At 61.4% G+C, this 20,803-nt stretch carries 18 protein-coding genes; 6 read left to right on the forward strand and 12 right to left on the reverse strand.

Going from position 1 to position 20,803, the window contains the following annotated elements; all coding sequences use genetic code 11:
* Positions 1–231 precede the first annotated feature (231 nt).
* The 6 genes from tapB to yacG all read left to right on the forward strand — a co-directional run bounded on the left by tapB (position 232) and on the right by yacG (position 5,858).
* On the forward strand, positions 232–1,938 hold the full coding sequence (tapB, locus tag OKC30_RS08355) for a PilB family type IVa pilus assembly ATPase TapB (protein WP_270663429.1): 1,707 nt from the start codon (positions 232–234) through the stop codon (positions 1,936–1,938).
* Positions 1,939–2,065: 127 nt separating this feature from the next.
* Positions 2,066–3,307 carry a type II secretion system F family protein gene (locus tag OKC30_RS08360; protein ID WP_049637197.1) on the forward strand — a complete coding sequence of 414 codons (1,242 nt, stop codon included), beginning with the start codon at positions 2,066–2,068 and terminating at the stop codon, positions 3,305–3,307.
* 77 nt (positions 3,308–3,384) lie between these two features.
* Entirely contained in the window at positions 3,385–4,260 is an 876-nt protein-coding gene (locus tag OKC30_RS08365; protein WP_270663433.1) for a prepilin peptidase, read from the forward strand.
* Positions 4,261–4,278: 18 nt separating this feature from the next.
* Complete coding sequence (coaE, locus tag OKC30_RS08370; RefSeq protein ID WP_049637196.1) at positions 4,279–4,893, forward strand: dephospho-CoA kinase; 615 nt, start codon at positions 4,279–4,281, stop codon at positions 4,891–4,893.
* 37 nt (positions 4,894–4,930) lie between these two features.
* Positions 4,931–5,653: a cell division protein ZapD gene (gene zapD, locus OKC30_RS08375; protein WP_043154103.1), complete on the forward strand. Its 723-nt coding sequence runs from the start codon at positions 4,931–4,933 to the stop codon at positions 5,651–5,653.
* A gap of 10 nt (positions 5,654–5,663) precedes the next feature.
* The gene (yacG, locus tag OKC30_RS08380) at positions 5,664–5,858 is read left to right on the forward strand and encodes a DNA gyrase inhibitor YacG (protein ID WP_039040499.1); all 195 of its coding nucleotides are present in this window, start codon (positions 5,664–5,666) and stop codon (positions 5,856–5,858) included.
* Between the two features lie 55 nt (positions 5,859–5,913).
* Here yacG and mutT read toward each other — a convergent pair whose 3' ends face one another.
* The 12 genes from mutT to murD form a co-directional block, all read right to left on the reverse strand.
* Entirely contained in the window at positions 5,914–6,318 is a 405-nt protein-coding gene (gene mutT / locus OKC30_RS08385) for an 8-oxo-dGTP diphosphatase MutT (RefSeq protein ID WP_171864957.1), read from the reverse strand.
* A gap of 8 nt (positions 6,319–6,326) precedes the next feature.
* A complete protein-coding gene (locus tag OKC30_RS08390; RefSeq protein ID WP_160837906.1) occupies positions 6,327–7,511 on the reverse strand; it encodes a tetratricopeptide repeat protein in 1,185 nt (394 codons plus the stop codon).
* Between the two features lie 65 nt (positions 7,512–7,576).
* Positions 7,577–10,297, reverse strand: coding sequence for a preprotein translocase subunit SecA (gene secA, locus OKC30_RS08395; RefSeq protein ID WP_270663438.1), 2,721 nt, complete (start codon positions 10,295–10,297; stop codon positions 7,577–7,579).
* 57 nt (positions 10,298–10,354) lie between these two features.
* On the reverse strand, positions 10,355–11,260 hold the full coding sequence (locus OKC30_RS08400; RefSeq protein WP_270663439.1) for a M23 family metallopeptidase: 906 nt from the start codon (positions 11,258–11,260) through the stop codon (positions 10,355–10,357).
* Between the two features lie 140 nt (positions 11,261–11,400).
* Entirely contained in the window at positions 11,401–12,324 is a 924-nt protein-coding gene (gene lpxC, locus OKC30_RS08405) for a UDP-3-O-acyl-N-acetylglucosamine deacetylase (RefSeq protein WP_010675831.1), read from the reverse strand.
* 102 nt (positions 12,325–12,426) lie between these two features.
* Positions 12,427–13,578: a cell division protein FtsZ gene (gene ftsZ / locus OKC30_RS08410; protein ID WP_270663441.1), complete on the reverse strand. Its 1,152-nt coding sequence runs from the start codon at positions 13,576–13,578 to the stop codon at positions 12,427–12,429.
* A gap of 39 nt (positions 13,579–13,617) precedes the next feature.
* Positions 13,618–14,877, reverse strand: a complete 1,260-nt coding sequence (gene ftsA, locus OKC30_RS08415) for a cell division protein FtsA (RefSeq protein WP_010675832.1) — start codon at positions 14,875–14,877, stop codon at positions 13,618–13,620.
* Positions 14,858–15,610 (reverse strand): cell division protein FtsQ/DivIB, encoded by a 753-nt coding sequence (locus OKC30_RS08420; protein WP_270663455.1) that lies wholly within the window; start codon positions 15,608–15,610, stop codon positions 14,858–14,860. The genes ftsA and OKC30_RS08420 overlap by 20 nt, the downstream gene beginning before the upstream one ends.
* Before the next feature lie 97 nt (positions 15,611–15,707).
* Complete coding sequence (gene murC, locus OKC30_RS08425) at positions 15,708–17,162, reverse strand: UDP-N-acetylmuramate--L-alanine ligase (RefSeq protein WP_041211792.1); 1,455 nt, start codon at positions 17,160–17,162, stop codon at positions 15,708–15,710.
* A 110-nt stretch (positions 17,163–17,272) separates the two neighbouring features.
* Positions 17,273–18,340, reverse strand: a complete 1,068-nt coding sequence (gene murG / locus OKC30_RS08430) for an undecaprenyldiphospho-muramoylpentapeptide beta-N-acetylglucosaminyltransferase (RefSeq protein WP_010675835.1) — start codon at positions 18,338–18,340, stop codon at positions 17,273–17,275.
* Positions 18,337–19,521: a cell division protein FtsW gene (gene ftsW, locus OKC30_RS08435; protein WP_270663444.1), complete on the reverse strand. Its 1,185-nt coding sequence runs from the start codon at positions 19,519–19,521 to the stop codon at positions 18,337–18,339. Before ftsW ends, murG begins: the two co-directional genes overlap by 4 nt.
* Positions 19,518–20,801 (reverse strand): UDP-N-acetylmuramoyl-L-alanine--D-glutamate ligase, encoded by a 1,284-nt coding sequence (gene murD, locus OKC30_RS08440; RefSeq protein ID WP_041211794.1) that lies wholly within the window; start codon positions 20,799–20,801, stop codon positions 19,518–19,520. Before murD ends, ftsW begins: the two co-directional genes overlap by 4 nt.
* Between the last annotated feature and the right edge of the window lie 2 nt (positions 20,802–20,803).

Below are 20,803 nucleotides of genomic sequence, written 5' to 3' on the forward strand. Positions count from 1 at the left end.
GAGCACATAAGATCATAGTCAGATCGTGAGGTCAAACCTGTTTACATGGTTAAAAAACATTCACGATCCCGCCCTGGAGGGGTATATATCCAAGTTAAAAGCGGTGCAGACTTTGATTCTCTGGATCCAGCAAACCCCACCTTTGTCTTGTCTGGTACGATTGAAGACTCAAAGCAAGTTAACTGGGCAAGAACAGAAGGAACATGCGCTCAAGCTGGTATGTGCTAACGCATGACCTCTAGCCTCAATAGCGGCCTGGCCACCAGCCTGGCCGCTTCCTCCCTTCTCAGTGAGCCTGACTCACAGCGCTATCTGAGCCAGGCCAGGGCGCAGCGCAAGCCCTTTGTCACCTTCCTGATTGAAAACGACATCCTCGACAGCAAGACCCTCGCCGACTTTTGCGAGCTGGAGTATGGGGTACCTCTGCTGGATCTCGCCGCCTTCGATCTCGCCGAGATCCCGCAGAAATACCTCAATCAAAAGCTGATTGAAAAACATCACGTTCTACCCATCTATACCCAGGGCCACACCCTCTATATCGCCATGTCGGATCCGACCAATGTGTCGGCCCTGGAGGATTTTGGCTTCAGCTTCGGCCTGCACACGGAGGCCCTGCTGGTCGAGGAGAGCAAGCTGACCGCCGCCATCGGCAAATTGATGGAGAGCGAGCAGGACGTGCTCGGTGTGGACCATATCGACGAGGCGGAGATCTCGGAACTCGAGGTCTCCGACGAGAACTCCCGCCTCGACGAGAGCGTCAATACGGCCGACGATGACGCCCCCATCGTCAAGTACATCCACAAGATCATGATGGACGCCATCAAGCGCGGCGCGTCCGATCTTCACTTCGAACCTTATGAGACAAAGTACCGGATCCGCTTTAGGATCGACGGCATACTGCACGAAATCGCCACCCCGCCGGTGAACCTGGCGAACCGTTTTGCGGCTCGCCTCAAGGTGATGGCGCGGCTCGACATCGCCGAGCGGCGCCTGCCCCAGGATGGCCGGATCAAGCTCAGGATCTCGCGCAACAGATCCATGGACATGCGGGTCAATACCCTGCCCACCATGTGGGGCGAGAAGATCGTCATCCGGCTGCTGGACTCATCGGCGGCAAGGCTCAATCTCGATCAACTCGGTTTCGACGACCGCCAGAAGGGGCAATATCTGCATGCCCTCTCCAAGCCGCAGGGGATGATACTGGTCACCGGCCCCACAGGGTCAGGCAAGACGGTGTCGCTCTATACCGGTCTCAACATTCTCAATACCAGCGAGGTCAACATCTCCACCGCCGAAGACCCGGTGGAGATCAATCTGCCCGGTGTCAATCAGGTACAGATCAATCCCAAGGCGGGGCTCACCTTCGCCAGCGCCCTGCGCTCCTTCCTGCGCCAGGATCCCGACATCGTCATGGTGGGCGAGATCCGGGATCTGGAAACCGCCGAGATCGCCATCAAGGCCGCTCAAACCGGCCACCTGGTGCTCTCCACCCTGCACACCAACTCGGCGGCCGAGACGCTCACCCGGATGATGAACATGGGTGTCCCCGCCTTCAACATCGCCTCCTCGGTCACCCTCATCATGGCCCAGCGCCTCACCCGCAAGTTGTGCGATCACTGCAAGGCGCCCGAGGTGGTGCCAGAAGCCGAGCTGCTGGAGCTGGGCTTTACCCAGCAGCAACTGGCCGCCGGCTTGCAACTGTTCAAACCCGTGGGGTGCAAGGAGTGCTCGGGAGGCTACCGAGGGCGGGTCGGGATCTATGAGATCATGCTGATGTCAGACAACATCGCCAAGCTGATCATGCAGGGAGCCAACTCGCTGCAAATCGCGGCCATCGCCCAGAAGGAAGGGATGCGCACCCTGCGCACCTCCGGCCTTGAAAAAGCCCGCCTGGGAGTCACCAGCCTGGCCGAAATAAACAGGATCACTACCAACTGAGTACGCTGTGTTCGAGTCATCTCACCGGGTGAAGCCGCTGCCATCACCCCGATGATGTTCTTCAAGCCAAGATGAGCCGGATGGGCAGCAGCACCCGGCTACCGTCGCCCAATTGCAGGATGCAGTGATGGCCACATTAGCTCAAAAACAGAACGCACCAAAAAAGGTCTTCTCCTTCCGCTGGCACGGGTTCAATCGCAAGGGACAGAAGGTGTCTGGCGAGTTGCAGGCCGACAGCATCAATACCGTCAAGGCGGAGCTGCGCAAGCAGGGCGTCAATGTCACCAAGGTCAGCAAGCAGGGACAGGGGCTGTTCTCCAAGGGCGGCGCCCGGATCAAGCCGATGGATATCGCCGTCATCTCCCGTCAGATCACCACCATGCTCTCCGCCGGCGTTCCTCTGGTGCAGAGCCTGCAGATCATCGCCCGCGGCCATGAAAAGACGGCGGTGCGCGAACTAATCGGCCAGATCGCCGCCGATGTGGAGACCGGCACCCCGCTGTCGGAGGCGCTGCGCCGCCATCCCCGTTACTTTGATGATCTCTACTGCGATCTGGTCGAGGCAGGCGAGCAATCCGGTGCTCTGGAGACCATCTACGACCGGATTGCCATCTACCGCGAGAAGAACGAAGCCCTCAAATCCAAGATCAAGAAGGCCATGTTCTATCCGTCCATGGTCATTCTGGTGGCCATCGTCGTCACCTCCATCCTGCTGCTCTTCGTCATTCCCCAGTTCGAGGATATCTTCAAGAGCTTCGGTGCCGAGCTGCCCGCCTTTACCCGGTTCGTCATCACCATCTCCCGCTTTATGCAGGAGTGGTGGTACGCCATCTTTGGCGGCGCGGCTCTCGCCGTCTTCCTCTATGTGCGGGCCTGGCGAAAATCCCAGAAGGTCAGGGACAACACGGACAAGTTCATCCTCACCATTCCCGTGGTGGGCAACATACTGCACAAGGCGGCCATGGCCCGTTTTGCCCGCACCCTCTCCACCACCTTCTCCGCCGGTATCCCACTGGTGGATGCCCTGGTCTCGGCGGCCGGAGCATCGGGCAACTATGTCTATCGCACTGCGACCATGGCCATTCGCAACGAGGTGGTGGCCGGCATGCAGATCAACGTCGCCATGCGCACCGTGGATCTTTTCCCCGACATGGTGACCCAGATGGTGATGATCGGTGAGGAATCCGGCGCCATCGACGACATGCTCTCCAAGGTCGCCGCCATTTTCGAACAGGAAGTGGACGACATGGTCGACGGCCTCACCAGCCTGCTCGAACCCATCATCATGGTGGTGCTCGGGGTGCTGGTCGGCGGCATGGTCGTGGCCATGTACCTCCCCATTTTCAAGCTGGGCTCTGTGATACACTGACCCCCTCGACAGAGGGCCGGGCGGTACATTTCCCCCGGCCATCTGTCATCCCCGTTCCCGACACAAGCGATTGATCTATGGTGCCTTTGATCGAACTGGCCCAGGGCTTGCCCTGGCTCTATCTCTCCTTGATTTTCCTTTTCTCCCTGATGGTGGGCAGCTTCCTGAACGTGGTGATCCATCGCCTGCCCATCATGATGGAGCGGGCCTGGTATGCCGAATACAGCGACTATTTCGGTGACGGTGAAGAGACTCCTCCTGCAACCGGACGGTACAACCTCATGGTGCCTCGCTCCCACTGCCCCCACTGCGACCACCCCATAGGGGCGCTGGAGAACATTCCCCTGTTGAGCTGGTTATGCCTCAGAGGGCGCTGCCGCAACTGCCACGCCCCCATTTCGGCTCGCTATCCCCTGGTCGAGCTGCTCACCGCCCTGCTGTCGGTCTCGGTAGCAGCCGCGCTTTCCCCCGGCTGGGGCACCCTTGCCGCTTTGTTGCTCACCTGGACATTGGTCGCACTGACCTTCATCGACCTGGACAAGATGCTCTTGCCGGATCAGCTCACCCTGCCCCTGCTCTGGGGTGGCCTGCTGTTCAATCTGGCGGGCGGTTTCGTGCCCCTGGCCGATGGGGTGGTCGGCGCCATGGCGGGTTATCTGGTGCTCTGGAGCCTCTACTGGGCCTTCAAGCTGCTGACCGGCAAGGAAGGGATGGGGTACGGGGATTTCAAACTGCTGGCGGCGCTGGGCGCCTGGCTCGGCTGGCAAGCCTTGCCCATCGTGCTGCTGCTCTCTTCGCTGGCGGGCGCCATCATCGGCATCGGTCTCATCCTGCTGCGCAACCACCACCAGGGCAAACCCATTCCCTTTGGCCCCTATCTCGCCATCGCGGGCTGGATAACGCTGCTGTGGGGCGATAGCATCACCCGCTGGTATCTTGATGTCGTGCTCTAGCAAAAGGATCTCTGACCCATGTATGTAGTCGCAATCACAGGGGGAATCGGCAGCGGCAAGACCACGGTTGCCAACCGCTTTGCCGAGCTGGGCATCGAGGTGGTGGATGCGGACATCATCGCCCGCGAGGTAGTGGAGCCCGCCACCCCTGCTCTGGCTGCCATCGCCGCCCATTTTGGCCCGGATGTCGTTGCCCCCGATGGCCAGCTCGATCGCCGCCGGCTGCGAGAGCGGATCTTCACCGATTCGCAGGCCAAGGAGTGGCTCAATGCCCTGCTCCATCCCCTCATCCGCACCGAGATGCTGCGCCAGTGTGCGGCAACCCGCTCCCCCTACTGCCTGATGGTCGTCCCCTTGCTGGTGGAAAACAGGCTCACTTCCCTCGCCGATCGGGTACTGGTGATCGATGTGGACGAAGCGACGCAAATCGAGCGTACCTGCCGCCGCGATGGCGTCAGTCGGGAACAGGCCCAGGCGATACTGGCGTCCCAGGCGAGCCGCAGCGAGCGCCTGGCGATGGCCGACGACGTCCTGGACAACCAGAGTGGTACGAGTGAGACCATCTGGCAGCGAATTTTCGCCCTGCACCAGACATATCTGGCATTTGCCTCTCAACAAGCCCACCAACTGTGAGTACACTAGGCCGGTTTATGGCTGGCCAGGATTAGGCATGATTTACGATTTTCCCCTCAATGAAAAAAGCCGGACCTATCTTCGTCTGGAGTCCCTGTTTTCCCAGATCCGCGACAATCTGGAGAGTGACCAGTCCTGGGCACATATCGCCTTCTTCAAGGGGTTGTTCGATTTGCAGGAGTTGCTGGAGCGTGGTGACCTGCGTGCCGATCTCATCAAGGATCTGGAGCGCCTCGGCCAACGCCTAAACCACTGGGCCAGTCTGCCTGACGTCGATCTCGAGCAGATCCAGCGGATGCAGCAGGAGAGCACCCAGCTCTCCCGCAACCTGCTGAACTCCCCGCGCCCCGGCGCCCGTCTGAAAGAGGATCGCCTGCTCGGCTCCATTCGTCAGCGCTTCTCCATTCCGGGTGGTCTGTGCGCCTTCGATGTGCCGCAACTGCACCACTGGCTGGCGACCCCGGCCGTCACCCGCCACCAGCAGATGCAGCAATGGCTGAGTGACATCACCCTGCTGATGAACGCCATCTCCCTGTTGCTGCGCCTGTGGCGCGAGTCGGGCAACTTCAGCGACCAGGTGGCCACCAACGGCTTCTTCCAGGATACTGCCGAAGGGGCTGAACTGATCCGCATCCGTCTGGCGGGCACCCAGCCCTGCTATCCAACCCTGAGCGGCCACAAGAACCGCTTCGCCCTGCGCTTCCTGCCGACGACGGAGCAGCAGATAGGCGACGTCTCCTTCCAGCTCGCCTGTTGTTGAGGAGCGCCCCATGGTGACCAAGGTAAAGTGTCCGACCTGTCAGAGCGAGATCGAATGGGGTCCGCAGAGCCCGTTTCGCCCCTTCTGCAGCAAGCGCTGCCAGCTGATCGACCTCGGCGAGTGGGCGGATGAACAGAAGCGCATCCCGGGCGAGATCAACCCGGATCTGCTGCCCGACCCGGAACAGGGCGATCCCTGGCAATAAACACTTCACGATCAAAAAAGGGCCCTCAGGCCCTTTTTCGTTGGTATCGATCCTTTCAGGCAAGCGAGGCCTGCAACCGCGCGACGATGGGGCCGTTGGCATCCGGGAAGCGGTATTCGTGCAGCGAGGCCAGTGGCACCCAGCGGCACTCCTGCCCCTCCTTGCCAAAGGGCTCGCCGTGGAAGCGGGTCACCTTCCAGATATCCAGCAAGACCTGCTTGTCGGGGTAGTCGTGGTGCAGCTCCATGAAGGGGGCACAATCCTGCACCCGGATCCCGATCTCTTCCCACAATTCCCTGTCCAGCGCGGTGAGCAGATCCTCCCCCGACTCCACCTTGCCACCGGGAAACTCCCAGCGATCCCCCTGATGGCGATCGGCTGAGCGTTTGGCGATGAAGATATCGCCCCGTTCGTTCTCGATGACGCCCACCGCCACCCAGATCCGTTTCTTCTGTTCCATCATTGTCCTCAGCGTAAACACGGCAAACGGGCGATCCAGGGGGCAAGCCGAATGGCCTGCTGATCCCCCCGGGCCCTGAAGAGATCCTGCCCGACATGCTCATTGCCCGGCGGCGCAACCTGCGGCCAGGGCACCGCACCGGGCGGAGTGAAACAACGATCGTGTACCCGCGCGCTCTGGCGCAGATAGCGCCATAAACAGTCTCGCAAGAACCACTGGTCGATGTTCGGTGTTTCCATGGTACTGGGCTGATAGCTCGCCATCAGCGGCGCAAGGAGAGGCAGCACACCGGCCACACCGCCCCACATGCCGGCCAGCACCAGATCGGTGTGGCTCCACCAGTCACGCATGATATGGAACCAGCGCCCCGATGCAAGCCAGTCATCGACCGCAAGCCGCTCCCGCAGATTCAGCACGGAGTCCGCATCGCGCACAAGAAAGCGCCCCACTCCGGGATCATTGGCGACCTGGAAGCGCCAGCAGAGGCGCTGACGCTGGGATTGGCCATCGGGCTGCACCTTTATCTCGGCGCCATGTTCTTGCAGGCAGGCCAGAAACCCCTGAGGGACACTGCCATCCACATAAAAACGCACCCGCCAGCCCGGATAGAGGTAAGCTGCGGCCAGCACATTGTCGAGCGCTCCCCGCAAATAGCGGGGCTGTACTCCCCACAAGGAGAAGGCGATGACTGCCTGCTTCTCCCCCTGCTCCGCGAGCCAGTCATCCGGCCCCTCTGCCGGCAGCACCCACCCCGCGACAGGCTGCGAGACGGCCTCATCCTTGAGAGTCAGGGCACGGGTTCCCGCTTGTGCCGCTTCTTCATGGCGTCCCAGCTTGGCAAGGGAAGTGCAAAGCCCGTCATGGACCAGATAATCATCCGGCTCGCGCCGCACCAGTTCGACCAGGTGCATCACGGCCCGCTCATGTTGTTCGGAGCGCGAGAGGCAGACACAGAGATTGCGCAGCACCTCAGTGTTATCGGGTGCGGACCGGTACGCCAGCGTCAGCACCTGGGCCGCCGAGGCGGGATCGCCGGACAAAAAGAGGTAATAGGCAAACTGCAGTTGCAGGGGAACAGATTTGTTCGTCTCTGCGTTCAGCCTGCTCAGCACACAACGGATCGCCTCCTGGCGTCTCTCCTGCAGCCAGTGCCCATGTGCCTCCCCATCCCATCCCGCCGGCAATCTGCTCATCGTCCCCTCCTTGGTCCGAAAATGAATACACCGCCCGGAGGCGGTGTATTCATCATGGCAGGGTGTCAGGTCAGCTGACCGTGACAGTGCTTGTATTTTTTACCCGAACCACAGGGGCAGGGATCATTGCGCCCGATCTTCTGCTCGTCGCGCACGAAGGTGGTATGGCCCTCGCCCCCACCCGTATCCTCGTCAGCCAGCTGGTTTTCGGCCGTGGCATGGGTGTAGGTACGGGGAGCGGCTTCGGCCTGCTGGCGCTGCTGCTCTTCCATCGCCTCCACATCCCGCTCCTGCACCTGTACCCGGCTCAGGATGCTGACCACGTCGCGCTTGAGGGTTTCCAGCATCTGGGTGAACAGATCGAAGGATTCGCGCTTGTACTCCTGCTTGGGGTTCTTCTGGGCGTAGCCGCGCAGATGGATGCCCTGGCGCAGGTGATCCATGGCCGCCAGGTGCTCCTTCCACAGACCATCCAGCGTTTGCAGCATCACCGCCTTCTCGAAGTTGCGCAGCACCTCCTTGCCGACCAGCTCTTCCTTGTGGGCATAGAGCTTGGTGGCTTCATCCAGGATGCGTTCGCGCAGCTTCTCTTCATACAGCTTGTCGTCTTCCGCCAGCCACTGCTGCAGCGGCAGATCCAGGGCGAAATCGGACTTCAGACGCGCTTCCAGACCCGGCACGTCCCACATCTCTTCCAGGGACTGGGGCGGGATGTACTCATCGATGATGGCGCCGTAGACGTCGTCACGGATGACGTGAATGGTCTCGGAGATGTCGTTGGTGTCCAGCAGTTCGTTGCGCTGCTCGTAGACCACCTTGCGCTGATCGTTGGCCACGTCGTCAAACTCGAGCAGGTTTTTACGGATGTCGAAGTTGCGACCTTCCACCTTGCGCTGGGCATTCTCGATGGCCTTGGTCACCCAGGGATGCTCGATGGCCTCGCCCTCTTCCATGCCCAGCTTCTTCATCATGCCGGTCACGCGGTCGGAGGCGAAGATCCGCATCAGGGTATCTTCCATGGAGAGGTAGAAGCGGGAGGAACCCGGATCACCCTGACGACCGGAACGGCCGCGCAGCTGGTTGTCGATACGACGGGATTCATGGCGCTCGGTACCTATGATGTGCAGACCACCGGCGGCCAATACCGCATCGTGACGCACCTGCCAGGCCGCTTTCAGCTCGGCAATCTGCTCCTCGGTCGGGTTCTCCAACTGGGCGATTTCCGCCTGCCAGTTGCCGCCCAGCACGATGTCGGTACCACGACCGGCCATATTGGTGGCGATGGTGACGGCGCCGGTCTGGCCTGCCTGGGCGACTATCTCCGCTTCCATGGCGTGGAACTTGGCGTTCAGCACCTTGTGCGGGATATTTTCCTTGGTCAGGATGCCGGAAAGCAGCTCGGAGTTCTCGATGGAGACGGTACCGACCAGCACGGGCTGGCCGCGCTTCACGCACTCGCGGATGTCCTGCACGATGGCCGCGTATTTCTCCTGGGCGGTCAGGTAGACCAGATCGCCCATGTCTTTGCGCACCATCGGCTTGTTGGTCGGGATGACCACGGTATCCAGGCCATAAATCTGCTGGAATTCAAAGGCTTCGGTATCGGCAGTCCCCGTCATGCCCGCCAGCTTGTCGTACAGACGGAAATAGTTCTGGAAGGTGATGGAGGCCAGGGTCTGGTTCTCGTTCTGGATCTTGACCCCTTCCTTCGCCTCGACCGCCTGGTGCAGACCGTCTGACCAGCGACGACCCGGCATGGTGCGGCCGGTGTGCTCGTCGACGATGACGATCTCGTCCTTCTGGACGATGTAGTCGACGTTGCGCTCGAACAGGGTGTGCGCACGCAGGCCGGCATTGACGTGATGCAGCAGGCTGATGTTGGTGGCGGAGAACAGGGAGTCATCCTCGGCCAGCAGTCCCTCTTTCTTGAGCAGCTCTTCCACGAAGATCTGGCCGTTTTCGGTCAGCAGCGCCTGGCGGTTCTTCTCGTCCACCGTGTAGTGGCCGTCGCCGGTGTACTCCTCGGAGTCTTCCTTGTCCTGCTTGACCAGCAGCGGGATCAACTTGTTGATCTGGGTGTACATGGCGGAGCTGTCTTCCGCCGGACCGGAGATGATGAGCGGGGTGCGGGCTTCATCGATGAGCACCGAGTCCACCTCATCCACCAGCGCGTAGTTGAGCGGACGCTGTACGCGCTGCTCCGGCGAGAATGCCATGTTGTCGCGCAGGTAGTCGAAACCGAATTCGTTGTTGGTACCGTAGGTGATGTCGGCAGCGTAGGCATCGCGCTTCTGGGACGCATCCATGCCGGGCACGTTGCAGTCCACCGTCATGCCGAGGAAGGCGAACAGCGGGCGGTTGGCTTCCGCATCACGATTGGCCAGATAGTCGTTCACCGTCACGACGTGCACACCGCGGCCGGTCAGGGCGTTCAGGTAGGCCGGCAGGGTGGCCGTCAGGGTTTTACCTTCACCTGTCTTCATTTCGGCGATGCGGTTGGAGTTCAGCACCATGCCGCCGATCAGCTGGACGTCGAAGTGACGCATGCCGAACACACGGCGGGAGGCTTCACGGACGGTGGCGAACGCTTCCGGCAGCAACTGCTCCAGTGTTTCGCCCTGCTCCAGACGTTGACGGTACTCGGCGGTCTTCGCCTGCAGTTCCTGATCGGACAGTGCCTCGAATTGAGGTTCCATCGCATTGATTTGTTTTACAATTTTGCGCAAAGCCTTGAGCGTTCTGTCGTTCCGGCTGCCGATAATCTTGGTGAGCAGTGTGCTAATCATGGGTACCAACTGTTTTGGTTATATAAGCGTTCCGTCACTGGAACCTGAAGAAAAAACCTAACCCCGTCTGGTATTCAGAAAGCGCGCGGGGTTGACCTGACGACCATCTTTCAACACTTCGTAATGCAAATGAACTCCGGTTGCACGACCGGTTCGCCCCATCAGGGCAATCTTCTGGCCCTCATCGACCAGGGTGCCCACATCCACCAGCAACTTGGAATTGTGGGCATAGCGGGTGACCAGACCATTGCCATGGTCAATCTCCACCATGTTGCCAAACTCCGGATGGCGCCCCGCCCAGCTGACAATCCCCTTGCCTGTCGCCAGGATGGGGGTGCCGGGCCTGCCGCGGAAATCCACCCCTTTGTGCATCTTGGCGCGACCGTTGAACGGATCGACCCGCCCACCGAAACCGGAGGAGATCCAGACACGCTCCTGCTTGACCGGTGAGCCGGGGATGAAACCCGCATCGGTGATATGGTGGTTCATGATGAAGGATTCAAGTACCGACAGCTGTTCTTCGCGGCTGCTGAGCTGACGGCTGAGGTGTTCCATGGAATCTTGCAGTTCACCCAGGCTGACTTCCAGGTCTGCATCGTAGGAAGGGCCGCCCATCGGGGGCAGCTCCTTGAAGTTGAACTCCTCGGGATCGAGGTCCGCCTTCTCGGTCAGGCGCTCGCCGAGGGCGTTGAGGCGACCAAGTTGTCCCTGCATGGTGCCCACCTGGGCGGCCAGCATGGCAAGCTGTTCGCGGGCTTCATCGGCCCCTTGCGTGGATTTTTGCTGCTGCGCCAGGGTCAGCGCCACTTCCAGCGCCTCCATTTTCTGCTGCCAGCTCTGCCAGAGCCAGCCGCCCCCCAAGGCCAATACAGTGAAGAGAATACCGCCGACCCAGGCCAGCCGTTGTTTGGGTAAGTGCAACCTGCGGCGCTGCTTACCGTGGAGGATCAGGGTAATACTCATAGAAATCTGTCTTCTCGGTCAGGTGAGGCCAAAGGCCTGCACGGGCAATAAAACCGGGAGATAATCGGTATTAAAGGATGGAATAAACAAATGACAGGACGTCGGTGCGGAGAGATGACCGACGTCCTGTTGCACAGCTATCAGGCCAGAACCAGACCGTTGTCGTAGTAAGCGATAGGCGCTTTGTCGCCCTCACCCTCGAAGGTCACCAGTTCCCAGGCCTCCTGCTGGGCCAGCAGGGCACGCAGCAGCTTGTTGTTCAGGGCATGGCCCGTCTTGTAGGCACGGAATTCACCGATGATACTGCGATTGCACATGTACAGATCGCCGATGGCATCCAGCATCTTGTGCTTCACGAACTCGTCTTCGTAGCGCAGACCATCTTCGTTCAGCACCCGGTAGTCATCCAGCACCACGGCGTTTTCCAGGCTGCCGCCCAGTGCCAGGTTCTGGGAACGCAGGTACTCGATGTCACGCATGAAGCCGAAGGTACGGGCACGGCTGATCTCTTTCACGAAGGAGCTGCCGGAGAAGTCCAGCACGCAACGCTGGTTGCGGCCTTCAAACACCGGATGCTGGAAATCGATCTCGAGATCCATCTTGAAGCCGTTGCGGTAGGGGTGGAATTCCGCCCACTTGTCGCCGTCTTCAACCCGGATGCTCTGCTTGATCCGCACGAACTGCTTAGGTGCGTTCTGTTCACGAATACCCACTTCCTGCAGCAGATAGATGAACGGATGCGCACTGCCGTCCATTACCGGGATCTCGGGGGCATCAACCTCGACATAGAGGTTGTCGATGCCCATCCCGGCCAGAGCGGCAGACAGGTGTTCGATGGTCGACACGCGAACACCGGCTTCGTTCACCAGAGCGGTACAAAGCACGGTATCACGCACCTGATCGGCGTTGGCTGGCAGCGCGACCACAGGATTCAGATCGGTACGCAAGTAAACGATCCCTGTGTTAACAGGCGCCGGACGGAACGTCATAGTGACTTTCCGGCCCGAATGCAGGCCCACACCGGTGGCCTGGACACTCGTTTTCAAGGTTCTTTGTCTAATCATGGGCGTATCCGCTTTAACAGCTCAAATTCCTGACCAGATGGTCGTTGCCGGGCCATCTTAGCACAATCCTTAAGCAACAAACAAACCAGAGCCATCAGAGGCTTAGTCTGCCTGCTTGCGCAGGAACGCAGGAATATCGAGATAATCCGGTTCGCGACGAGCTTGCGGCTCGGCGTTCACCACCTTGGCCGGGGCCTTTTCCATCACGCGAGACTGCAGGGCTTCGCTGATCAGGGGCTGACGAGCCGGACGCTCTTGAACCATGTTGTTCTTGACCAGAGTGATGTCGGGCTTGCGCTCGGCACCGATACCGGTCGCCACTACGGTAACGCGCAGTTCGTCGTGCATTTCCGGGTCGATTACGGTACCCACCACCACGGTGGCGTTCTCGGACGCGAAGGCCTTGACCGCGTTACCCACGGTCTCGAACTCTTCGATGGTCATGTCCATGCCGGCAGTGATGTTGACCAGGATGCCGCGGGCACCGGCCAGATCCACGTCTTCCAGCAGCGGGCTGGAGATGGCCTTCTCGGCCGCTTCTTCGGCACGGTCGTCACCGGAGGCGGAGCCGGTACCCATCATGGCGGTACCCATCTCGCGCATCACGGTCCGCACGTCCGCGAAGTCGACGTTGATGAGGCCCGGGCGGGTGATCAGTTCGGCGATGCCTTGCACCGCACCCAGCAGCACGTCGTTGGCCGCCTTGAAGGCGTCCAGCAAGGAGATGCCGCGACCCAGTACCTTCAGCAACTTGTCGTTGGGGATGGTGATCAGGGAGTCGACGTTCTTGGAGAGCTCTTCGATGCCGTGAGCGGCGAAGCCCATCCGCTTCTTCCCTTCGAAGGAGAACGGCTTGGTCACGACGGCAACGGTCAGGATACCCATCTCGCGGGCCACTTCGGCCACGATCGGTGCAGCACCTGTACCAGTACCACCACCCATGCCGGCAGCGATGAACACCATGTCGGAACCGGTCAGCAGCTCGCGCAGCGCTTCCCTGTCTTCCATGGCGGCGTCACGACCCACTTCCGGGTTGGCCCCGGCACCCAAACCCTTGGTGATGCCACCGCCGATCTGCAAGGTGGTATTGGCACTGGAGTTGCGCAGTGCCTGGGCGTCGGTGTTCACGGTGATGAACTCGACCCCTTCGATGTTTTGACGAACCATGTGCTCGACTGCGTTGCCGCCGCCGCCACCCACACCTATCACCTTGATGACGGCTTCGTCAGTGTGGCTATCCATAAATTCAAACATGTTGTCTCTCCGCTTTATTTGCCTGACTCAGCAAAATCTTTAGAACTCGCCACGCAACCAGTTGCTGACCCGTTTGACCAGCCCACCTACGCTTGCCTTGGCGGCATATTCCTTGTTACTGCCGGTGGATTGGTTGGTGCGGCCGTACTGCAACAACCCGACCGCAGTCGAGTACACCGGTGCCTGTACGTAGTCACTCAATCCCCGGATATTCATGGGCTCGCCCACCCGGACCTGGCTCTGGAAGATCTGCTCTGCGCACTCCACAATGCCTTCGATCTGGGCCGCGCCACCGGTCAAGACCACACCGGCGGCCAGCTGATGCTTGACCCCCTGTGCCTTCAATTCGCTCTGCACCCGCACCAGCTCGTCATTCACCATGGAGAGCAACTCGGTGTAACGGGGTTCAATCACTTCCGCCAGTGTCTGCCGTTGCAGGCTGCGCGCCGGGCGACCGCCGACACTGGGCACTTCGATATTGTCTTCCTTGCTGACCAGGCGGCCGAGGGCACAGCCATAGCGCACCTTGATCGCCTCCGCATCCAGCGGCGGCGTGCCGAAGGCATAGGCGATGTCGCTGGTCACCGTGCTGCCCGCATAGGGAATCACCTTGGTGTGGCGCAGGGCGCCGCCGGTAAACAGCGACATGTCCATGGTGCCACCACCGATGTCCACCACGCAGACACCAAGCTCCTTCTCGTCTTCGGTCAGCACGGCGTAGCTGGAGGCCAGGGCGGAGAAGATCAGTTGATCCACCCGCAGACCCACCTTCTCAACGCACTTCTCGATGTTGCGCGCCATGTCGTTGTGGCAGGTGATGAGATGCACCTTGGCTGCCATCCGCACGCCGGAGAGGCCGACCGGGTTCTTGATCCCTTCCTGATAGTCGATGGCGAACTCCTGGGGCAGCACGTGCAGCACCCGGAGCTCGTCAGACAACCGCACCGACTTGGCGGTGTGGATGACGTTGTCCACATCCTCCTGGGTCACCTCTTCGTCGGAGATGGGCACCATGCCGGTCTCGTTGCGGCAATCGATGTGCTTGCCGGACAGCCCCAGATAGACAGAACTGATCTGGCAGTCTGCCATCATCTCGGCCTCTTCCACCGCGCGGCGCAGGGACTTGACCACGGAGTCGAGGTCATTGACCCCGCCCTTCTCCATACCGCGAGAAGCGTGGCTGCCCATGCCGATGACATTGAGTTCGCCATCAGGCAATACTTCGCCAACCAGTACCGCCACCTTGGTCGTGCCGATATCCAGTCCGACAATCAAATTTCTATCTGCGGTGTTGGTCATTCACTTTCTCTTCGCTTTTCTTCCAGCCAACTGCCATCCCGGTGTCGTATCGAAGATCCACGTAAGCAACCCGCTCACGGGGCTCGATGACCGGAAAGGCATCGATAAACCGCTGCAGACGAAGCGCGATATCCGAGCGCCCCACAAACAGCTGAATGTTGCCATCCAGGGTCAGTTCCCAGGCATGGCGGGGGGTCAGATTCACCCCCAGCAACTTGTATCCCTTGGCCGCCAGCAGCGTTTCGTACTGATGGCTGGCTTCCAGCACCTTGGCGGCCTGATCATCGGGCCCGGACAACTGCATCAGGGGCTTCTTCACCCTGTCCGGGGCACTGAATACCTCACCCTTGGTGTTGACGAAGCGGTTACCGTTCCAGCGAGCCTCCACATCCTGTTCCGTGAGATAGACCTTGATCTTGTTCGGCCACTTCTTTCGTACCGAGACCTGGGCCACCCAGGGCAGAGCGTTCAGACGCGCCTGCAATTCGTTCACATCCAGCTCGAAGAAGTTGCGAAGTTCGGCACCATCCAGCACGGCAGCACGCAACTCATCGGCCTTCAAATATTCGTGTTGCCCCTGCAGCAACAGCTCGCTCATGGGCAACCGACTGGCATCCGTCAGCCAGTCTTTAACATCCAGCGCCGTCTGGTAGAGCCCCCACATGACCAGGATGAAAAATGCCACCCCGGCGATGAAGCCCCCCTTGGTGCGCCCTTGTGCCCTTGCCTCCACCCGATCGATCCCCGTAAAACGCGCCATGCCGGTCACTTGCAGACCGGTTCGCCATTATATAGGCCTCGGCTTGGCGGTCAAAATACTCATTGGGCCCTCAGGCACCGGATTTCATGCTATCCACGCTCAATTTCATCTCGCCGAGACGACGGGCCAGCGCACCGACGTTACCCGCCCCCTGGGTCAATACCAGATCCCCCTCGCCAATCAGGTCGGCCAGCACCGCGGGCACATCGTCCGGCGTTGCGACAAAGATGGGCTCCAGGGTGCCGCGGGAGCGGATGGAACGGCACAGGGCACGACCATCGGCACCGGGAATGGGCTCCTCACCGGCGGCATAGACCTCCAGCATCACCAGCACGTCCACCTTGGAAAGCACATCCGCGAAATCTTCGTAGAGATCCCGGGTACGGCTGTAGCGGTGCGGCTGGAACACCATCACCAGCCGCTTCTCGGGCCAGCCGGCGCGAGCGGCGTTGATGGTCACCTTCACTTCGCTCGGGTGATGACCGTAATCGTCCACCAGCATGGCCTTGCCACGGCCGGTTTCAAACTCGCCATATTGCTGGAAGCGGCGCCCCACCCCTTCAAACTTGGAAAGTGCCTGGATGATGGCCTCGTCGCCGATGCCGTCTTCAGTTGCCACCGCGATGGCGGCGGCGGCGTTGAGGGCGTTGTGGATGCCCGGCAGATTCAGGGTCACCTCCAGCTCACCCGCCCCTGCACGGCGCACCCGGAAGCGGCTGCGATTGCTGGTCTGCACGAAGTCCAGCACCTGCACATCGGCATCATCGCTCAGACCGTAGGTGAGGGTAGGACGGGCGATCTCCGGCAGCATGCCGCGGATCACGGGGTCATCCACGCACACCACGGCCAGGCCGTAGAACGGCAGATTGTGCAGGAAATCGATGAAGGTGGCCTTCAACCTGGAGAAATCGCCACCATAGGTGTCCATGTGGTCCGCTTCGATATTGGTCACGATGGAAACCATGGGTTGCAGATGCAGGAAGGAGGCGTCGCTCTCGTCCGCCTCGGCAATCAGATAACGGCTGCTGCCCAGGCGGGCATTGGTGCCGGCGCTGTTGAGCAGACCGCCGATGACGAAGGTGGGGTCGCGATCCGCCTCGGCATAGATGCTCGCCACCAGACTGGTGGTGGTGGTCTTGCCGTGGGTCCCGGCAATGGCGATGCCGTGACGGAAGCGCATCAGCTCAGCCAGCATTTCGGCGCGGCGCACCACGGGAATACGCAGCTCGCGGGCAGCCAGCAGCTCGGGGTTGTCCTGCTTGATGGCGGTGGAAACCACCACCACGCTGGCACCGTCCACATGCTCGGCACTGTGACCGACAAAAATGTGTGCGCCCAAAGAGGCCAGGCGTTCGGTCACCCCGTTGCGGGCCAGATCAGAGCCGGTCACCTGATACCCTTCATTGGCAAGCACTTCCGCAATACCGCCCATACCGGCGCCACCGATGCCGATGAAGTGGATGCGACGCACGCGGCGCATTTCGGGGATAACGGTACGCAGTTTTGCCAGTTCAACCTTGGTCATAGTTCTTTCTCAATTCGTGGCCACAGGCCATTTTCATTCGGCGACATTCATCAGTTCGAAGACAGAAGCGGGGCCTTGGCGGCACATCTTGGCCTTCCATCTCGTTTGGCTCAGCCGGTGGCGAGCCGTTTGCACTCATCGGCAACCCGTTCGGCAGCATCGATGATGGCGACCCGGCGCGCGGCCTGGGCCATGTTCAACAGGGTTTCCCTGCGCCCGGCGAGCCAGGATAGGCGCGACGCCAGCGCCGCCGGTGTCAGCTCGGACTGGGGCAGGAACTCGGCCGCTCCGCCGTCGACCAGGGTCAGGGCGTTGCGGGTCTGGTGATCGTCCACCGCATGGGGCAGGGGCACGAAGATGGCGGCCACACCGGCAGCGGCCACTTCGGAGACGGTCAATGCGCCGGCGCGGCACACCACCAGGTCAGCCCAGGCATAGGCATCCGCCATGTCCTTGATAAATTCACTCACCTCGGCCTCGACCCCCAGCCCGGCATAGGAGGCAGCCACGGCCTCCCCGTTGCCCTTGCCGCACTGGTGACGCACCTCGATGGGCACACCGGCAGCTGCAACCGCAGGAGGCACCTGCTCGTTGAGGACCCTGGCCCCCAGGCTGCCACCGACCACAAGCAGGCGCAGAGGATCGCTGCTGCTGCGCAGTTGGGGATCCGGCAGCGCCACCACCTCGGGGCGCACCGGGTTGCCCACCACGGCGGTACGGGCATTGGGGGCGAAGGCACCCGGGAAGGCCATCAGTACCCGCCTGGCGATACGGGCCAGCAGCTTGTTGGTCAGGCCGGCGGCGGCATTCTGCTCGTGCAGCAGCAGCGGAATGCCGGACAGCCAGGCGGCCACGCCACCCGGGCCGGAGGCGAAGCCCCCCATGCCCAGCACCACATCGGGCTGGATGGTCTTGAGCACCTGGCGGGCCTGCAGCACGGATTTGATGACACGGTAGGGCGCCGCGAGCAGCCGTTTGATGCCGTTGCCACGCACCCCCTGGATGTCGATGAAGGAGATGGGATAACCATGGGCAGGCACCAGCTCCGCCTCCATCCGATCGGCAGTACCGAGCCAGTGGATGGTCCAGCCCTGGGCCTTGAGGCGATCGGCGACGGCCAGGCCGGGGAACACATGCCCCCCGGTACCACCCGCCATCACCAGTAACGTCTTGCTCACGCAACCTCCTGCACGCGCGCCTGGGCACTTGCCTGGCGCAACTCGAAATCGATACGAATCAACATGCTCACCGCCACCATCATGATGATGAGACTGGAGCCGCCATAACTGACCAGCGGCAGGGTCAGCCCCTTGGTAGGCATCATGCCGCTGGCGGCACCGACGTTGACGAAAGTCTGGAAGCTGAACCAGATGCCGATGCCGATGGCCAGATAGCCTTCATAGGGCCGCTCGGCCACCAGCGCCTGGTGACCCAGCTTGAGCGCCTTCACTGCCAGCGCAAAAATCAGGAAGAGTGCGCCAAGCACCCCCACGTAGCCCAGCTCTTCGCCCAGAATGGCGAACACGAAGTCGGTGTGGGCCTCCGGCAGGTACTCCATCTTCTGGATGGAGTTGCCGAGCCCCTCGCCAAACCAGCTCCCCCGACCAAAGGCCATCAGGGACTGGGTCAGCTGATAGCCGCTGCCAAAGGGATCGGCCCAGGGGTCAAGGAAGGAGGTCACCCGCCGCATCCGGTAGGGCTCCGCGATGATCAGGGTCACCACGGCGCTCACCCCCACCAGGATGAGACCGATGAACTGCACCAGCCGGGCACCGGCCAGGAACAGCATCCCGAGGGAGGTGACGAACATCACCACCACTGACCCGAGATCCGGCTGGGCCAGCAGCAGGATGGCCACCACGAACAGCACCGCCATGGGTTTCATGAAACCGATGAAGCGTTCGCGCACCTCGCTCTGGCGGCGCACCAGATAGCCCGCCAGATAGACGAACAGCGCCAGCTTGCCGAACTCAGCCGGCTGCAGGTTGAAGGGGCCCAGCGGCAGCCAGCGTACCGAACCGTTGACGCTGCGGCCCACCAGCAACACCATCACCAGCAGCACGATGGCCAGCAACAACATGGGGCCGTTGTAGTGCTGCCAGCGTGCCATGGGTACCTGCAACACGAACCAGGAGATACCCAGCGCCATCACCAGGAACATGCCGTGGCGCTTCACGAACATGAAGGGATCGTTGTTGATGGCGATCCCCTCAGGAATGGAAGCGGACGCCACTATCACCAGCCCGACGCCCATCAGGGCGAGGGCCAGCACCACCAGCTGCCGATCGTAGAGGCCGGCAGGGCGCGCCGGTAGCAACCAGCGCTGCAAGAATCCTGCGACGGCGCGAAGGGCGTTCATAAGCCCATCACCAGTTCGGTGAAGCGATCGCCGCGCGCTTCAAAGGATTTGAACTGATCCAGGCTCGCGCAGGCCGGCGCCAGCAGCACCCAGTCACCGGGCCTGGCATCGACCGCCGCCTTGGCGACAGCAGCGTCAAGATCGGCAACCCGCTCGGTCTGTTCGCCCAGGGCCAGCAGCACCTCGGCATCCTGGCCAAAGCAGTACATGTGATCGATCTGGCTGCCGAGCAGGGCCTGCACCGGGCCGAAGTCCTGCCCCTTGCCCTGGCCACCGGCCAGCAGCAGCAGGCGGCCCTTGACCGCTTCACGTACCCCGGCCACGGCGGCCAGGGTCGCCCCCACGTTGGTGGCCTTGGAGTCGTTGATCCAGCGCACCCCATTTACCTCCCGCACGAAGCGGGCACGGTGAGGCAGGCCTTCAAAGCGGCGCAGCACGGCAAGTTGTGCCTCGCGGGGAATGCCCACCGCATCGCACAGGGCCATGGCCGCCAGGGCATTGGCCTGGTTGTGGGCACCCACTATCTTCATCTCGTCCACCGCCAGGAGCGGCTCGCCGTGCAAGGTCAGCCAGTGACGGCCCTCCAGCTCGCAGCGACCGTAGCCGTTGCAGTCGAGGCCGAAACTCTGCCACACCTGACCCACATCGGGCAGGGTCTGGGGATCGTCGCGATTGATCAGGATGTGCTGGGAGTGCTGATGGATCTCCATCTTGGCGGCGCGGTAATCCGCCATGCCGGCATAGCGATCCATATGATCTTCACTGAGGTTCAGGACCACGGAGGCGGCGGCCCGCAGGCTGTAGGTGGTCTCGAGCTGGAAGCTGGAGAGCTCCAGCACGCAGAGATCCATGGGCTGCTTGAGGAGTGACAGCGCCGGGGTGCCAATATTGCCCCCCACACCGACCTTGAGTCCCGCCTCGGCGATCATCTCACCCACCAGGGTGGTGACCGTGCTCTTGCCGTTGGAGCCGGTGATGGCGATGACGGGCGTCTGGGTTTCACGTACGAACAGTTCGATGTCACCGACGATGCGCACCCCGAACTCGGCGGCGGCCTTCAACTCCGGAGTCGCCAGGGCGATGCCCGGGCTCGCCACTATCATGTGCGCCTGCTTGAGTCGCTCCGCGTCCAGCCCGTGGATGAGCTCCACCTCGGGGGGAAGCTCGTCCTTGCCCGGCGGATTGGCACGGGTGTCCATCACCAGCGGCGTGACGCCGCGGTCGAGGAAGTAATCGACGCAGGAGAGTCCGGTTTTGCCGAGTCCGATGATGATGACCATGG

It is taken from the genome of Aeromonas sp. QDB18 (assembly GCF_027705325.1).
GTDB classification, from domain to species: Bacteria; Pseudomonadota; Gammaproteobacteria; order Enterobacterales; family Aeromonadaceae; genus Aeromonas; species Aeromonas caviae.

Excerpts from the sequence above, each read along its gene's own strand:
- mutT (WP_171864957.1), bottom strand. The coding sequence starts at position 6,318 with ATGGAACAGAAGAAACGGATCTGGGTGGCGGTGGGCGTCATCGAGAAC.
- lpxC (WP_010675831.1), bottom strand. The coding sequence starts at position 12,324 with ATGATTAGACAAAGAACCTTGAAAACGAGTGTCCAGGCCACCGGTGTG.
- OKC30_RS08400 (WP_270663439.1), bottom strand. The coding sequence starts at position 11,260 with ATGAGTATTACCCTGATCCTCCACGGTAAGCAGCGCCGCAGGTTGCAC.
- zapD (WP_043154103.1), top strand. The coding sequence starts at position 4,931 with ATGATTTACGATTTTCCCCTCAATGAAAAAAGCCGGACCTATCTTCGT.
- ftsW (WP_270663444.1), bottom strand. The coding sequence starts at position 19,521 with ATGAACGCCCTTCGCGCCGTCGCAGGATTCTTGCAGCGCTGGTTGCTA.
- tapB (WP_270663429.1), top strand. The coding sequence starts at position 232 with ATGACCTCTAGCCTCAATAGCGGCCTGGCCACCAGCCTGGCCGCTTCC.
- OKC30_RS08360 (WP_049637197.1), top strand. The coding sequence starts at position 2,066 with ATGGCCACATTAGCTCAAAAACAGAACGCACCAAAAAAGGTCTTCTCC.
- ftsZ (WP_270663441.1), bottom strand. The coding sequence starts at position 13,578 with ATGTTTGAATTTATGGATAGCCACACTGACGAAGCCGTCATCAAGGTG.
- murC (WP_041211792.1), bottom strand. The coding sequence starts at position 17,162 with ATGACCAAGGTTGAACTGGCAAAACTGCGTACCGTTATCCCCGAAATG.
- OKC30_RS08365 (WP_270663433.1), top strand. The coding sequence starts at position 3,385 with ATGGTGCCTTTGATCGAACTGGCCCAGGGCTTGCCCTGGCTCTATCTC.
- ftsA (WP_010675832.1), bottom strand. The coding sequence starts at position 14,877 with ATGACCAACACCGCAGATAGAAATTTGATTGTCGGACTGGATATCGGC.
- OKC30_RS08390 (WP_160837906.1), bottom strand. The coding sequence starts at position 7,511 with ATGAGCAGATTGCCGGCGGGATGGGATGGGGAGGCACATGGGCACTGG.
- coaE (WP_049637196.1), top strand. The coding sequence starts at position 4,279 with ATGTATGTAGTCGCAATCACAGGGGGAATCGGCAGCGGCAAGACCACG.
- yacG (WP_039040499.1), top strand. The coding sequence starts at position 5,664 with ATGGTGACCAAGGTAAAGTGTCCGACCTGTCAGAGCGAGATCGAATGG.
- murD (WP_041211794.1), bottom strand. The coding sequence starts at position 20,801 with ATGGTCATCATCATCGGACTCGGCAAAACCGGACTCTCCTGCGTCGAT.
- secA (WP_270663438.1), bottom strand. The coding sequence starts at position 10,297 with ATGATTAGCACACTGCTCACCAAGATTATCGGCAGCCGGAACGACAGA.